Annotated in this window: 17 protein-coding genes and 3 tRNA genes; 8 read left to right on the top strand and 12 right to left on the bottom strand. The window is 61.8% G+C overall.

Annotated features, from left to right (window positions below):
• Window positions 1–43: 43 nt before the first annotated feature.
• Both IB232_RS15775 and IB232_RS15770 read right to left on the bottom strand, forming a co-directional pair.
• On the bottom strand, window positions 44–382 hold the full coding sequence (locus IB232_RS15775; RefSeq protein WP_192399558.1) for a PilZ domain-containing protein: 339 nt from the start codon (window positions 380–382) through the stop codon (window positions 44–46).
• Window positions 383–2752 (bottom strand): DUF1631 domain-containing protein, encoded by a 2370-nt coding sequence (locus IB232_RS15770; protein WP_192399557.1) that lies wholly within the window; start codon window positions 2750–2752, stop codon window positions 383–385.
• A 210-nt stretch (window positions 2753–2962) separates the two neighbouring features.
• Here IB232_RS15770 and IB232_RS15765 point away from each other — a divergent pair.
• From IB232_RS15765 to IB232_RS15755, 3 genes are all read left to right on the top strand, one after another.
• Window positions 2963–3038, top strand: a tRNA-Asn gene (locus tag IB232_RS15765).
• A 9-nt stretch (window positions 3039–3047) separates the two neighbouring features.
• Window positions 3048–3124, top strand: a tRNA-Pro gene (locus IB232_RS15760).
• Between the two features lie 5 nt (window positions 3125–3129).
• Window positions 3130–3205, top strand: a tRNA-Lys gene (locus tag IB232_RS15755).
• A gap of 91 nt (window positions 3206–3296) precedes the next feature.
• Here IB232_RS15755 and IB232_RS15750 read toward each other — a convergent pair.
• Genes IB232_RS15750 through IB232_RS15735 form a run of 4 tightly spaced genes read right to left on the bottom strand, consistent with a single transcriptional unit; the run spans window position 3297 to window position 5976 of the window.
• On the bottom strand, window positions 3297–4595 hold the full coding sequence (locus IB232_RS15750; RefSeq protein WP_192399556.1) for an NAD(P)/FAD-dependent oxidoreductase: 1299 nt from the start codon (window positions 4593–4595) through the stop codon (window positions 3297–3299).
• 60 nt (window positions 4596–4655) lie between these two features.
• Complete coding sequence (locus IB232_RS15745) at window positions 4656–4829, bottom strand: DUF3094 domain-containing protein (RefSeq protein ID WP_192399555.1); 174 nt, start codon at window positions 4827–4829, stop codon at window positions 4656–4658.
• Window positions 4830–4870: 41 nt separating this feature from the next.
• A complete protein-coding gene (locus tag IB232_RS15740) occupies window positions 4871–5353 on the bottom strand; it encodes an MOSC domain-containing protein (RefSeq protein WP_192399554.1) in 483 nt (160 codons plus the stop codon).
• Window positions 5350–5976 (bottom strand): DUF1780 domain-containing protein, encoded by a 627-nt coding sequence (locus IB232_RS15735; RefSeq protein ID WP_192399553.1) that lies wholly within the window; start codon window positions 5974–5976, stop codon window positions 5350–5352. Before IB232_RS15735 ends, IB232_RS15740 begins: the two co-directional genes overlap by 4 nt.
• Before the next feature lie 72 nt (window positions 5977–6048).
• Between IB232_RS15735 and IB232_RS15730 the strand changes: the two genes are divergently transcribed.
• The 3 genes from IB232_RS15730 (at window position 6049) to IB232_RS15720 (ending at window position 7473) form a co-directional block, all read left to right on the top strand.
• Window positions 6049–6471, top strand: coding sequence for a GNAT family N-acetyltransferase (locus tag IB232_RS15730; protein WP_192399552.1), 423 nt, complete (start codon window positions 6049–6051; stop codon window positions 6469–6471).
• Complete coding sequence (locus tag IB232_RS15725) at window positions 6468–7163, top strand: energy-coupling factor ABC transporter permease (protein ID WP_192399551.1); 696 nt, start codon at window positions 6468–6470, stop codon at window positions 7161–7163. Before IB232_RS15730 ends, IB232_RS15725 begins: the two co-directional genes overlap by 4 nt.
• 94 nt (window positions 7164–7257) lie before the next feature.
• Entirely contained in the window at window positions 7258–7473 is a 216-nt protein-coding gene (locus tag IB232_RS15720; RefSeq protein ID WP_192399550.1) for a hypothetical protein, read from the top strand.
• 15 nt (window positions 7474–7488) lie between these two features.
• Here the strand turns inward: IB232_RS15720 and yacG are convergent, their stop codons facing one another.
• Genes yacG through pilB form a run of 5 tightly spaced genes read right to left on the bottom strand, consistent with a single transcriptional unit; the run spans window position 7489 to window position 12088 of the window.
• On the bottom strand, window positions 7489–7683 hold the full coding sequence (yacG, locus tag IB232_RS15715) for a DNA gyrase inhibitor YacG (protein ID WP_137970913.1): 195 nt from the start codon (window positions 7681–7683) through the stop codon (window positions 7489–7491).
• Window positions 7680–8291, bottom strand: a complete 612-nt coding sequence (gene coaE, locus IB232_RS15710; RefSeq protein ID WP_192399549.1) for a dephospho-CoA kinase — start codon at window positions 8289–8291, stop codon at window positions 7680–7682. Before coaE ends, yacG begins: the two co-directional genes overlap by 4 nt.
• On the bottom strand, window positions 8288–9157 hold the full coding sequence (locus IB232_RS15705) for a prepilin peptidase (protein WP_192399548.1): 870 nt from the start codon (window positions 9155–9157) through the stop codon (window positions 8288–8290). The genes coaE and IB232_RS15705 overlap by 4 nt, the downstream gene beginning before the upstream one ends.
• Window positions 9158–9160: 3 nt before the next feature.
• Window positions 9161–10384 (bottom strand): type II secretion system F family protein, encoded by a 1224-nt coding sequence (locus IB232_RS15700; protein ID WP_192399547.1) that lies wholly within the window; start codon window positions 10382–10384, stop codon window positions 9161–9163.
• Between the two features lie 3 nt (window positions 10385–10387).
• Complete coding sequence (pilB, locus tag IB232_RS15695) at window positions 10388–12088, bottom strand: type IV-A pilus assembly ATPase PilB (protein ID WP_192399546.1); 1701 nt, start codon at window positions 12086–12088, stop codon at window positions 10388–10390.
• Between the two features lie 228 nt (window positions 12089–12316).
• Between pilB and IB232_RS23765 the strand changes: the two genes are divergently transcribed.
• Complete coding sequence (locus tag IB232_RS23765; RefSeq protein WP_192399545.1) at window positions 12317–12667, top strand: prepilin-type N-terminal cleavage/methylation domain-containing protein; 351 nt, start codon at window positions 12317–12319, stop codon at window positions 12665–12667.
• 142 nt (window positions 12668–12809) lie between these two features.
• Entirely contained in the window at window positions 12810–13154 is a 345-nt protein-coding gene (locus IB232_RS24005) for a prepilin-type N-terminal cleavage/methylation domain-containing protein (protein ID WP_192399544.1), read from the top strand.
• Window positions 13155–13326: 172 nt separating this feature from the next.
• Here IB232_RS24005 and nadC read toward each other — a convergent pair whose 3' ends face one another.
• Window positions 13327–14175: a carboxylating nicotinate-nucleotide diphosphorylase gene (gene nadC, locus IB232_RS15680; RefSeq protein WP_192399543.1), complete on the bottom strand. Its 849-nt coding sequence runs from the start codon at window positions 14173–14175 to the stop codon at window positions 13327–13329.
• Window positions 14176–14284 lie beyond the last annotated feature (109 nt).

The following is a 14284-nucleotide window of genomic DNA, read 5'->3' as shown; positions in this document are numbered from 1 at the left end:
TCGGCGATGATGAAAAAGCCCCGGGAGACCGGGGCTTTTTCGTTCAGACCTGCAGGTGGCGCAACAGCAGCGCCAGTGGGCCGATCTGGTCGTCGGCCAGGTCGATGATATGGAAGCCGCACCAGCCGCTGTGTCCGGCCTCGCCGGCGCGGCTCCATAGGCAGTCGGCGCCCACACGCACTTCATGGATGCCGTCCAGGGGCTGGTCCAGCACCAGGCGGCACTCCCAGACCGAGTCGGCCTCCGGCGGAGCCTCGCTGGCCAGCATGAAGCCGTCCTCGGAAAGGTCGACGATGCGGCCGAGGCGGCGGCCGCTGTGCAGGTCGAGAACATCTATGCCCAGTTGCGTGGTGTGGCGGCTGTGCTGGCGACGATCGTCCATTCAAGCTCCTTGTCCGACTTCGTTGGCGCGCCCGGTGAAACGCTGCAGAACACGGTAGATGGCACCCAGGGCGCGGTCCACCAGGGGTGCGCTGCGCTCCGGTGCGACGATGCGCGCCAGGCCCTGCTCCATTTCGTTGGCCAGCTGGCGGATCGGCTTGACTGCCACCCGCTGGCCGCTGTGATCGACGAACATGTAGTTGTGCGTGGTCGGGCTGAACCAGGACAGTTTGAGGGTCAGGATGTCCTTGCCCTGGACGAACTCGAACCAGGTGCCGAACTCCACTTGCTGCAGCTCCCTGATCAGCGCCTGGGCCCGTGCCGTCAGCTGGCCCTCGCGCTTGACCGGTTCGGCCAGGACCGCGTCCTCGCCGAGCATGGCGCCCAGCGGGCTTTCCTGCAGCTGGCTCTTGATCTGCGCGGCCAGCTGCGGCTGCTGCGCCTGCACCGCGTGCTGGCAGGCGACTATGTCCTGCAGCAGACGGCGGATGCCGTCCTCGTGGTAGCCGCCGAGCAGCTCCAGGCCCTTGCGCAGCTCGTCCAGCAGGGTGACGCGCACGTTCTGCAGGCGGCTGCGGCCATCGGCATCCAGAGGTGTGCCGCTCCAGGCCAGTTGTTCGGCCACGTCGCCCGCGCGCTGCCATTCGGCACTGCGTTCGCCGTGGCGCAGCAGGACGAAGACCAGCACATCGGCCCAGGTCAGTTCCAGGAAGTTGTGGATCACGCTCGGCAGCTGGCGCTCGCGCAGCACGTTGTGGATTACCGCGACCGCCTGCTGGCGCGCGCCGAGCAGGCGGTCGCGACCCTTGGCAGCCTCCACCGCACGTTTCTCGCGCAGCTCGACCTTGTGCTTGAGGGTGGCAACGAACTCGTTGAACTCTTCCAGCAGGTTGTCGAACAGCTGCAGATCGCCGGTGAAACCGTGAATCACCCGCTCCACTACCCAGTGGATCTTCGCCAGCAGACCGCGCTCGTCACCTTCGCCGCCATACAGCACGCCGGCCTGGGCCATGGTGTTGAGCAGGCGGCGGGCCGGGTGCTGGTGCTGGGTGAACAGTGCCTTGTCCTGCAGCGCCACCTTCAGGTAAGGCGTATGCAGGTGGGAGAGGGCGGTCTTGCAGCTGTGTGGCAGGTTGTCGTCATCGAGGATGAAGTCGAACAGCATGCCCACCAGGTCGATCACGTCGGCTTCCTGATCGGCCAGTTTCTGCTGGCCCGGCACGCTGCTGAGGGACTCCAGCTGCTGCTGCAGGTTGACCTTGATGTCCTCTACCGGCTGCGGGCCCTGCAGGCGCTGGGTCAGGGTGCTGGCGGACTGCTGCTGCAGGCGGGTGAGCGCTTCGAGCAACTCGCCGGCGCTGTAGGTGCTGGTGGCCGTGCGCGGGGCGAAACTGGCGATGCTTCGGGTGCCGCCCGGCAGCGGTGCGTCGAGGTCCTGCTGGCGGCGCTCGCCGAGCAGGGCGGCCAGGCCGCCGAGCAGCTGGCCGGGGTCCTGTGGTGGCGGCGCGCTGAGGTCAGCCGGTGCCTGAATGATCGGCGCGGCGGCCTGAATGTTCTGCAGCGCACCAGCATGGCTGGCAGCGACAACTAGCGCCGTACCGGCCGGTGCCTGGGCCGCTGCCGCGCTTGTGCCGCCCTCCGCCGGGCGGCTGGGCGGGCTGGCGGATGGCGAGCGCTGGGCAGTGAACTTGAGGTTGGGTAGGATGCCGGCGTTGATCAGGCGCTGGTTGAGCATCTCATACAGCGTATCCAGGCCCTGCATCACATGCCGGTCGAACAGCATATAGAGGATGACCTTGATCCGCAGCGGCAGCGGGTGGGGTGTCAACGCCTCGCGGAAGGCCTCGGCCAGGGCCTGAGGGCCGAAGGGGTTGGCATCCTCGACCAGCTTCTGGCCGTTGTTGAGTAGGGCCAGGCGCTGCTCCAGGGCGAACAGGGCGCGGCTGCTGCGCGCCTTGACCTTGCTGACCATGTTGGTCACCTGCAGGCTTTCCTCGTACTCCTCGTTCTGCATCAGGCTCAGGTTTTCGCTATCCGCTTCCCCGCCTTGAGCCTTGGCCTTGAGTTTGCCGTCGAGAAAGTCGGCGAAGTTCTGCGCGATGCGCTGGTGGTAGCTGCGTTCTATCTGTGGGCGCAGTTTGCGCAGGTCGCGCATGGCATCGAAGAACAGGCTCTGTACCTTGTTGTTCTCGGCCTTTTCGGCGCCTTCGAAGAGCGTGTCGTCGACCTGTGCGAACAACTCGGTCAGGTGTTCGGCCAGGTTGTTCATCACCAGCTTGCGGCAATCCTGGACCAGTTCGCCGAAGCGGGGCTGGATGGCGCGGCTGGCTACGCCGGGAATCTGGGGTGGTGGGAGGTCCTGCGAGCTCATGCGGCGTCCTGGGGCGATAGCCGGGTCGAGGCTATCGCTGTGATCTCAAACATGTTTCTAGCAATAGAGTAGCCTTTTATCGCCGGTGGCGGTGCGGATGAAATAACTCGTTGTCAGGGTTGACATAAGCATTCTGGGCCGTAAAATGGCGCGCCTCTGATACGGGAATCGGCCTGGCCGGTCCAGTGGAAGAGGTGGGAAGACCGTAGTTCCGCGATAGCTCAGTCGGTAGAGCAAATGACTGTTAATCATTGGGTCCCTGGTTCGAGTCCAGGTCGCGGAGCCAACTTCCTATCGGGGTATAGCGCAGTCCGGTAGCGCGCTTGCTTTGGGAGCAAGATGTCGGGAGTTCGAATCCCCCTACCCCGACCATTTTTGGGTCGTTAGCTCAGTCGGTAGAGCAGTTGGCTTTTAACCAATTGGTCGTAGGTTCGAATCCTACACGACCCACCATTTAAACAAGAAGCCCGCCTAGCGCGGGCTTTTTGTTGCCTGTAAGAAAGCTGGCGATGTGAGAAGGGGCGGCGAGCCGCTCCTCATGTGCTTAGTGCAGTTTCAGGCGTGGCTCGGTGCTGCGGCCGATGCGGTCGCCGAGCATCAGCAGAGCGGTGCGCAGCACGCCATACAGCGCCATCTGGTGCATGCGGTACAGCGACACGTAGAACATCCGCGCCAGCCAGCCCTCCAGCTTGACGCTGCCCATCAGATTGCCCATAAGGTTGCCCACCGCTGAGAAGCGCGACAGCGAAATCAGCGAACCGTAATCGCGGTAGCGGAATTCCGGCAGGGCCTGGCCGTCCAGGCGCAGCTTGAGTGCCTTGGCCAGCAGCGAGGCCTGCTGGTGCGCGGCCTGGGCGCGCGGCGGGATGGTGCGTTCGCTGCCGTCGCCGAGCGGGCAGGCGGCGCAGTCGCCGAAGGCGAAGATGCTGTCGTCCAGGGTGGTCTGCAGGGTCGGGCGCACCAGCAGCTGGTTGATGCGGTTGCTCTCCAGGCCGTCCAGATCCTTGAGGAAGGCCGGCGCGCGGATGCCGGCGGCCCACACCTTGAGGCTGGCAGGAACCTCCATGCCCTGGGCGGTAAGCAGCGCCTCGGCGGTCACCTGGCTCACCGCGGTGCCGGTCAGCACTGTGACGCCGAGTTTCTCCAGGGTCTTGTGTACCGGGCCGCTGATGCGCTCCGGCAGCGCCGGCAGTACGCGCGGGCCCGCCTCGATCAGGGTGATGCGCATGTTCTGTGGCTGGATGCGATCCAGGCCGTAGGCGGCCAGTTCATGGGCAGCGTGGTGCAGTTCGGCGGCCAGCTCCACCCCAGTGGCGCCGGCGCCGACGATGGCCACGCTGATGCGACCGTCGTCGCTCTTGCCGGCGTGGGCGCGCAGGTAGTGGCTGAGCATCTGCCGGTGGAAGCGCTCGGCCTGCTCGCGGGTGTCGAGGAAGATGCAGTGCTCGGCGGCGCCGGGCGTGCCGAAGTCATTGGTGGTGCTGCCAACGGCGATCACCAGGCTGTCGTAAGCCAGTTCGCGTTCGGCTAGCAGCTCGCCACCGTCCTCGTCCAGGGTGGCAGCCAGCTTGATGGTCTTTCGCGCACGATCCAGACCGCTCATGCGCCCGAGTTGGAACTCGAAGTGGTTCCATTTGCCCTGGGCCACGTAGTTCAGCTCGTCTTCCGAGGAGTTCAGCGAGCCGGCGGCCACCTCGTGCAGCAGCGGTTTCCAGATATGGGTGAGGTTGGCGTCGACCAGCACGATGCTGGCCTGTTTGCGTTTGCCCAGGGTTCTACCCAGGCGGGTAGCAAGCTCCAGGCCGCCGGCGCCGCCGCCGACGATCACGATACGATGAGTCATGGGGATATCTCACAAGGCTTAAGGAAAGCGGTAGGCCCGACTGGGCGAGCGCGATGCGGCTCATAGCGCCAGTCCGACAAGTAGGCGGGAGAGGAGGCCGAGGCCGATCGTCAGGGCGATGACGATCAACAGAAGGCGCCAGGGGCGGAACGGCTGGCGCTCCACCTGATGCTGCGGAGCGCTGAGATACTGCTCGACGCGTTTCTGGTCTTCCGGGCTGAGACGGCTGCTCATGGCGATCCTCTCGAAGAATGCGCCCATTCTAGGCACGTCCCTCATGCCGGCTCAACGCGCACTTGATCGTCCAGGCGGATGATGCCGCCTTCGATCACCCGCGCGGTGATCCCACCATGCCCGCGCATGGCCTGGAAGGTGCCCGGACCGAGGCGCTGCTCCAGGCGCGCGCAGGGTTGGCACCAGCCAGTGGTCTCCAGCAGTGCCTGGCCGATGCGGAAGCGCCGGCCCTTGAGGCTGAAAAGGTTGATGCCGGCGACGGCGATGTTGCGGCGCAGATCGGCCGGAGTGATCTCGCGATTCAGTAGTGCGCCGACCACCGCCAGGTGTTCCCATTGGATCAGCGTTACCTGGCGCGTATTGCGCGGCCCGGGGCGGGCGTGATCGCCGGTCAGGCCGGCTTCGCGCCTGGCCTCGACGGCCTCCGGTTCGAGCATCACGCCGCGCGCCTGCGGGCGTACGCCGAGCCAGCGCACGCGGCCGCACTGGGGCACGGTGGCGAGCAGCTCCAGGAGCTCACTCACAGGCTGATACCGACGTCGAACAGCACGGTGCGGCCCAGGTTGTGGCGCAGGAAGTCCGGCGCGTCGCGGTGGGCGAACAGCACCCGGGCGTAGTTGGGGCCGACCAGCGACAGCGAGCGCCAGCCCTGACGCAGGTATTCGCTGGGTGGGGGGAAGGGGCTGTTGAGGTCCAGCACCTCGCGCTTGAGGCTGACGTAGGCGAGCAGGTCCAGCTCGCCCGGTTCGAGACCGCGCTCGCCATAGTTGTGCGCCTTCTTGCGCAGGGTCGGCGCCAGGCGGGCTTGCAGTTCGCTGGCTGGAATACGCCGTGGACGCGCCTCGCGACGCAGCAGCTGGCTGAGGGATAAGGCGCTGCGGCGACGCTGCAGCTCCTCGCGCCACTCGTCATTGAGGCGGCGGTCACGATCAAGCACGAAGAACACCTCGAAGTTGGCGCCGCGGAACAGCACGTCCGGCGGCTCCTGGCCGGTTGCGAACTCGTCCTGCCGGTGGCGCAGGTTGAGCGCAGTCAGCAGGCGCTGGCAGACCCAGCGCTCGCGCTCCCATTTGCGTGCATTGGAGAGAAATTCGTTGGCCTGTTCCGCCTGGCGTGTGAGCAGGCGCAGGTAGTCGGAGTCGTCCATGGCCGCAGAATAGCGTAAAAGCCAGTCGCGTTCGGGCGCGGTAGACTGCACCGAGCAGCCACGGAAACCGCCATGCAGATACGCGCCATCCTTCCCGCCGACCACGCCGCATTGCTCGCGCTGTGGCGGCGCACGCCGGGCATATGTATCCGCACTGAGGATGCCTATGAGCCGTTCTGTCGCTATCTGGCGCGCAATCCCGAGCTGAGCCTGCTGATCGAGGTCGACGGCACGCCCATCGCCTGTCTGCTGGTGGGCCACGACGGTCGCCGCGGCTATCTGCAGCACCTGGTGGTCGATGCTCCCTGGCGTGGTCGCGGCCTGGCCAGGGGGCTGCTGGACGAGGCGCTGGCCAGGCTGGCAGCGCTCGGCGTGGGCAAGTCCCACGTCTTCGTGCTGCGCGATGCGCCCGAGGCTCTGGATTTCTGGCGGGCGCAGCAAGGCTGGAGTGCGCGCACGGATATCCAGGTGTTCTCGACCAGGGGCGCGTCATGATCGCCGCCGAACTGCTGCTGCCGGCCAGTCTGTGGCTGGGCTGGCTGAGCTATGCCCTGGTGCTGTTGTGGGCGCTATGGCGCGTGCCCTGGGTTGAGCTGTTCAGCGACCAGCGCCGCCAACACCTGCTGTTCGGCACGATGCTGGCGCTGTTTCTGTTGTGGCTGGTGCGTCGCGACTTCGCCTCGGGGCTGTCCTTTCACTTCATTGGCATGACCGCCGTAACCCTGCTGCTGGATTGGCCGCTGGCGTTGCTCTGTGGCTTTGCCGCGCAGTTGGGCCTGCTGGCGCTGGGGCGCCTGGACTGGGCGGCTTTGGGCGTCAATGGCCTGCTGCTGGTGGCCATGCCTGTGGCCATCGCCGAAACCTTTGCCGTGCTAGTGGAACGGCGTCAGCCGCGCAATCTGTTCGTCTACATCTTCTGCTGCGGCTTCTTTCCCGCCGCGCTGACAGCGCTGGTCTGTCTGCTGGGCGGGTTGGGGCTGCTCTGGCATGACGGCCTGTACGTCATGCCGCCCTGGCTGGAAGACTTCATCGGCTACCTGTGGCTGGTGATGTTCCCCGAGGCCTTCATCAACGGCATGCTGGTCACCGGACTGGTGGTGTTCTATCCGGACTGGCTGGAGACCTTCAATCGCACCCGTTACCTGGCGGCGCCGTGGAAGGGTGACGATACGGATCGTCGTCCATAAGCGCGGTTTATCTCGCCAGCGCAGCTGATCTGGATCAAAGCTCGCGGCTTGCCCTGCCGACATGCTGGGAGAAATGGCGCGGGAGGGCGGGATCATGGGTGTGCACGCATGGGCGCGGCGGGAGCTGGAGAGCAGCCTGCAGCAGGCGCAGAGGCATGGCTTCGACCCGTTGCTGAGTCTGCGGGCGCTGCTCAGCGAGGCGGTGGAGCTGAATCGCCTGGAGCGTGAGGTGGCCGATCTGGCGCAGGAGCTGCAGTTTCTCGCCGACAATCTGGATCCGGAGCGCGACTACGCCTTTATGCGGCCGTGATGGGCGGCGGCGTGATCAGTGCTCGCGCGGTGGTAGGTCGTCGGAGAAGGGCGAGTCCTCCAGGGAGTCACCAGGAATGGCATGGCTCTCGGACGCCCAGGCACCGAGGTCGATCAGCTTGCAGCGCTCGCTACAGAAGGGTCGATTGGGGCTCTGCGGCCCCCATTCCACGGGTGCTCCGCAGGTCGGGCATTCCACTGTGGTGCTCATGGTTGGCCTCCGCGCAGGGTCAGGTAGAAATGGTGTAGGCGTTCGACCTCGCTCTGCAGCCAGGCCAGGTCGCGGTCGTTGATCAGCACGTCGTCAGCGTGACGCAGGCGTTCCTCGCGGCTGGTCTGCGCTTTGAGGATGGCGCGGATCTGCTCTTCGGAGCTGCTGTCGCGCAGCATGCTGCGTTGCAGCTGCAGGTGCTCAGGTGCGTCGACCACCAGCACGCGCTGGGTCATGCGGTGCTGGCCGGACTCCACCAGCAGTGGCGACACCAGAATGGCGTAAGGCGATTCGGCGCGGGCCAGGTGCTGGTTGATCTCCTGGAATATCAGCGGGTGCAGCAAGCCTTCCAGCCAACGGCGCTGTTGCTCGTCCTGGAACACCAGATGGCGCAGGGCTGCGCGATCCAGCGTGCCGTCGGCCTGCAGTACCTGCGCGCCAAAGCGCTCGATAATCGTCGCCAGGGCAGGGCGCCCCGGCTCGACTACCCAGCGGGCGGCGTGATCGGCGTCCACCAAGTGGACGCCGAGATCGATGAAGTGCTGGGCGACGGCGCTCTTGCCGCTACCGATGCCGCCCGTAAGGCCGAGAATCCAGGGTTTGCTCATCTAAAACCGGCGAAGTGCAGATAGGTCCCGGTTATTTGATCACCCCAGAGCAATGCGATCCAGCCGGCAATGGCCAGATAGGGGCCGAAGGGGATGGGCGTGCTGGTTTCCTGGTTGCGCAGACGCAGCATGATTACCCCGAGCACGGCACCGACCAGCGAGGAGAGCAGGATAGTCAGCGGCAGAATCTGCCAGCCACCCCAGGCGCCGAGCATGGCCAACAGCTTGAAATCGCCATAACCCATGCCTTCCTTGCCGGTCAGCAGCTTGAACAGCCAATACACCGACCACAGGCTGAGATAGCCGACGATCGCGCCCCACAGGGCATCCTCCAAGTTGGTAATAACGCCGAAGTGGTTAGCGATCAGGCCCAGCCACAGCAGCGGCAGCACCAAGGCATCTGGCAGCAGCTGGTGATCGCAGTCGATCATGCTCATCGCCAGCAGGCCCCAGGTCAGCACCAATACCCCGGCCGCCTGCCAGCCGAAGCCGTAGTGGAACGCCACATAGCCTGACAGCATGCCGCAAGCCAGTTCGATCAACGGGTAGCGCATGCTGATCGGCGCCTTACACCCTGCACACTTACCGCTAAGGAACAAATAGCTCACCACCGGGATGTTCTCCCAAGGGCGAATTTGACGACCGCAGTTGGGGCAGCAGGAGTTCGGCAGGATCAGGTTGAAAGTGTCCTGCTTGGGCTCCTCGGGAAGCTCAAGAATCTCCCGCGCCTGCTGACGCCAGTCGCGCTGCATTATGACTGGCAGGCGGTAGATCACTACATTGAGGAAACTGCCGATTAATAGGCCAAGCAGGATTGCTAGCAAAACAAAAGCCGGCAAGTTGCCGGCCATAAAGTCAAACTGCATGGATTAGCCGCCTACTACTTGGCCTAGTTGGAAGATTGGCAGGTACATGGCGATAACCAAGCCGCCGACCAGCACGCCGAGGACCGCCATGATCATGGGCTCCATAAGTGCGGTTAGGCCATCAACCATATTGTCTACTTCGTCCTCATAATATGTTGCGACCTTATCCAGCATTTCATCCAGCGCCCCAGACTCTTCGCCAATTGCAGTCATCTGTAATGCTAACGATGGAAAAACGCCAGTGCCACGCATTGAGAAGTTGAGCTGCATGCCGGTGGATACATCTTGTTTGATTTTATCGACTGCTGATTTGAAGACGATGTTGCCTGTCGCGCCGGCTACTGAATCCAAGGCATCGACCAAAGGGACGCCTGCGGCGAAGGTCGTGGCCAGGGTCCTGGAGTAGCGTGCGACAGAGGACATGTAGATGATTTTGCCGACAATAGGGAGCTTCAGAGTGAGTCGATCCAGCCAGTTGCGGAACTTCTCCGAGCGTTGGTAGATAGTTTTCAGTGCGAATGTCGCGCCGACAAGTCCGGCCAAGAGCAGGTACCACCACTCCTGCAGAGCGTGCGAGAGGTTAACCACCATCATGGTAAAGGCCGGAAGCTCGGCGCCAAAACTATCAAAAACGGCCTGGAACTGTGGTACCACCTTGATCAGTAGAATTGCCGAAACAATGACCGCAACCACTACAACTGCGATGGGGTAATTCATGGCCTTCTTGATTTTTGATTTCAGGGCCTCTGTCTTTTCCTTGTAAGTGGCGACCCGGTCGAGCAGGGTTTCCAGTGCGCCGGATTGCTCGCCCGACTCGACGAGGTTGCAGTAGAGGTCGTCGAAGTACAGTGGCCGTTTGCGTAAGGAGGATGCAAAACTATTGCCCGCCGCGACGTCGAGCTTTAGCTCTTCCACCAGCTTGCGCATGTTAGGGTTTTCAAAGCCTTCGCTGATGATGTCGAAGGACGTCAACAGTGGCACGCCAGCTTTCATCATCGTCGCCATCTGTCGGGTAAAGATGGCGATGTCCATGGGCTTGATTTTCTTGCCCGTGCCGATGGTAAGGTTGGATTTCTTGCGGACCCGTGTCGGATTAATGCCTTGCTTGCGCAGCTGGGCTTTTACTAGTGCGGGATTTTGACCGCTCAGTTCGCCCTTCATTTTGGATCCGCGCCGGTCAGTGCCCTCCCAGGCGAAGATGCTGTTCTTCAGTGCTTTTTCCGCCATGGTTTAATCCTTGGTCACGCGATTGACTTCTTCCAGGCTGGTTACGCCCTGGATTACTTTAAGTAGGCCGGAACGGCGCAGGTCGTTGAACCCATCTTTGCGCATCTGTGAGGCGATATCGATGGAATTTCCGTCCTCCATGATAATTCGTTGCAGTGAAGGCGTGTTTTTAACTACTTCATAAATACCGACACGGCCCTTGTAGCCGTCCTTGCAATTGTCGCAGCCGGCTGGGGCATAAACTTTGAATGTGCCGATTTCTTCCTCGCGAAATCCTTCACCGAGCAGCACATCTCTCGGTAGCGAGACTTCCTTCTTGCAGTGGAGGCAGAGCTTTCGCGCCAGTCGCTGGGCGATAATCAGGTTTACAGAGGTGGCAATGTTGAAGCTGGGCACTCCCATGTTGCGCAGGCGGGTAAGGGTTTCGGCGGCGCTGTTGGTGTGCAGTGTGGACATCACCATGTGACCGGTCTGTGCGGCTTTGATGGCGATCTCGGCAGTCTCTAGGTCGCGAATCTCGCCAACCATGATGACATCCGGGTCCTGGCGCAAGAATGCTCGAAGTGCTAGGGAGAAATCCATGCCTTGTTTGGGGTTCACGCTTACCTGATTGATGCCTTCCAAGTTGATCTCTACGGGATCTTCGGCGGTCGAGATGTTTACGTCGACTGTGTTGAGGATGTTCAGGCCGGTGTACAGCGATACGGTTTTGCCGGAGCCGGTAGGCCCTGTTACCAAAATCATGCCTTGGGGTTGCTTGAGCGCCCCGAGATACAGCTCCTTCTGAAATTCTTCATAGCCCAGCGCGTCGATGCCCATTTGCGCGCTGCTGGGGTCAAGAATTCGCATTACGATCTTCTCGCCCCAGAGAGTGGGGAGAGTATTGACGCGGAAATCGATCGCCTTTGTTTTGGAGATCTTCATCTTGATTCGCCCGTCCTGGGGCTTGCGCCGCTCAGAGATATCCAGGCTTGCCATGACTTTCAATCGTGCAGATATTCGCGGGGAAAGCTGCACCGGCGGCCTGGCTACCTCATGCAGGATGCCGTCGGTACGGAATCGTACGCGGTAGGTGCGCTCATAGGGCTCGAAGTGAAGGTCGGACGAGCCGCCCTTGATGGCGTCAAGAAGCATCTTGTTTACGAAACGTACCACGGGGGCATCGTCTGCGTCGTTGCCTGTGCCGCTGTCCTGCTTATCGTCGTCAACGGCTTCGACGTCGAGTCCGTCGAGATCCATATCCCCCAGATCATCCATCCCGCTGGCTGTGTCGAAGAACTTTTCAATTGCCTCGCCCAGCTTGTCATCCTCGACCAGTACGCCTTCGGTATTTAGGCCTGTGCTGAATTGGATGTCTGTAACAGCCTGATGGTTGCTGGGGTCGGAAACCCCCACATACAGCTTATTGCCGCGTCGCCAAAGTGGTAGGGCGCGATGCTGGCGGATTAGCTTCTCGCTGACCAGGTCGCGCGGCTGGCCTTCCTTATCCAGTGCGCCTAGGTCGAAGAAGGCCACGCCGAACTGCTCGGCGGTCAGCTCGGCCAGGTCACGAGCCTTGACCAGCTTGTTTTGCACCAGATAGGTAATCAGTGGCAGTTTGTTGCGCGCGGCCTGCAGCTGTGCCTGCTGGGCGCCCTTCTCATCAAGAAGGCCGGCATGGGCCACCTGGCGGGCCAGGCCGGAAAGAGAAACCGAGTCGTTCATGAGATGGGTCCGTGCCAGGAGCGAATAATCGTGCCTTATAGCTTAGTTGCTCCGGGCTGCCAAACCCCCTCAGCTGCGGGTGACAAAAAATGTCGGAAGTTACCTGGTTGTGCCGGCGGATTAGTGCTGGGTTATTGGGCTAGGCCTGTATGTAGGGGCTCCTGAAGTTGGCACGCTAACTGCTGATGCATTGCTAGGCTTCTGCCTGATCACTTCAAGGAGATATTTATGAAAGTTCAAATGCAAAAAGGCTTCACCCTGATCGAACTGATGATCGTGATCGCGATCATCGGCATCCTGGCTGCCATTGCCATCCCGGCGTACACCAACTACACCGCTCGTTCTGCCAACAACTCCTGCCTGATTGAGGCCAAGGCGTACGCCAATACTGCGATTACCGAGATCAACCTGGGTAACGCCGCTGCCAACCCGCGTGCTGGCGGTGCCTGTGCGTCTTATGCCGGTGCTGGCGCTGGTCTGACTCTGGCTTCTACCTTTACTGCTGTTCCTCGTGCTCCTGGTGCTGGTACCGTGACCTGCGATCTGAGTGTTGGCGGTTCGTGCACCCACGCGCCGTGAGCCTTCGCTTGAGCTGATTACAAAATACGCCCCTATATCAGGGGCGTATTTTTAGGCGGCTTGAAAAGAGAATTTATAGCTCTAATTTTCCCGTGTCGTGTTGGCTTGGCGCGCTGCATGGGCAAGGCTTGCGGGAGGAGATATGAGGGTGCATCTTGATAGAGGCTTCACTTTGGTGGAGTTAATGATAGTTATAGCTATCATAGGAATTCTGGCGGCAATCTCGATTCCGGCTTATCAGAACTACACTACCAACTCAGCGAATAGATCCTGTCTGATCGAAGCAAAGACCTATGCTAACGATGCATTGGTGCTGTTGAATCATGGTCAGTCTCCATCTGCGGCGCGCACAGGCGCTTGCTCTGGTTACACAAATGCTGGGCCGACACTAACATTGACTGGTTCGTTTACCGCTACGCCACGTTCTCCAGGTTCGGGTACAGTGACCTGTAGCTTGGCTGCTGGCGGAAGCTGCACGCACAATTGATTTAGTTGTCGTTCATCCTGTACCCCACGTCGCTGTTGTTGCGTCCGCGCCGGTGTAGATTGGTGTAGAGCGACGCATAGGTAATGCTAAAGTCGCAGGCTTGCCCCCTGTTTCCTCCGCAATAAAAGAAGGCCCTGTGGATGAGGGGCTTCGTGTTTCTGGCGAGCCCTGATTACAGGCTCAGCCGCATCGACAGGTCGATGGCCTTGACGTCCTTGGTCAGGCTACCAATGGAGATGTAGTCCACCCCGGTCTCGGCAATGGTGCGCAGGGTGCTTTCGTTGATGCCTCCCGATGCTTCCAGCTTGGCGCGTCCCATCGTAAGAGAAACGGCGGTGCGCATATCATCGAGGCTCAGTTCGTCGAGCATGATGATATCGGCGCCGGTTTCCAGCGCCTTCTGCAGTTCTTCCAGGCTTTCCACCTCGATCTCTACTGGTTTGCCAGGGGCAATGCCATGAGCGGCGGTAATTGCCTGGGCGATACCACCGCAGGCGGCGATATGGTTTTCCTTGATAAGAAAGGCGTCGTAGAGGCCGATTCGATGATTGTGGCAGCCACCACAGGTCACAGCGTACTTCTGTGCCAGGCGCAGGCCGGGAAGTGTCTTGCGGGTATCCAGCAGTTTTACCTGGGTGCCTACGACCAAGTCGGCGAAGTGGCGACAGCGAGTTGCGACGGCAGACAGGGTCTGCAGGAAGTTCAGCGCGCTGCGCTCGCCGCTGAGTAGCGCGCGTGCGGGGCCTTCGAGGTGGAAAAGTGCCTGATTGGCCTCGACTCGATCGCCATCGCCGACCTGCCAATGCACGGCTACGCGAGGGTCGAGCTGGCGGAACACTGCATCGACCCAAGCGGTGCCGCAGATAACCGCGGCCTCGCGGGTAATCACTGTTGCGTGGGCCAGGCGCTCGGCTGGGATCAGTTGCGCCGTGATGTCGCCGCTACCGATATCCTCGCGCAGCGCGGTGCGTACGTTGGCTTCGATCTCGGCGCCGAGCTCGGCTAGGGTCAGGTTGGGCATTTCGTCCTCCATATTCCGGTGCGCGATTATAGGGGGGGAGGCGACGGCTGGTGCAGCGGGTACGGGAGAATGTCTAGCCTTTATGCTAGACAGATGATTTATGTCGGTT

The organism is Pseudomonas sp. PDM15, assembly GCF_014851565.1.
Taxonomy (GTDB): Bacteria; Pseudomonadota; Gammaproteobacteria; order Pseudomonadales; family Pseudomonadaceae; genus Aquipseudomonas.
This window is presented reverse-complemented; position numbering and strand designations above follow the sequence as displayed.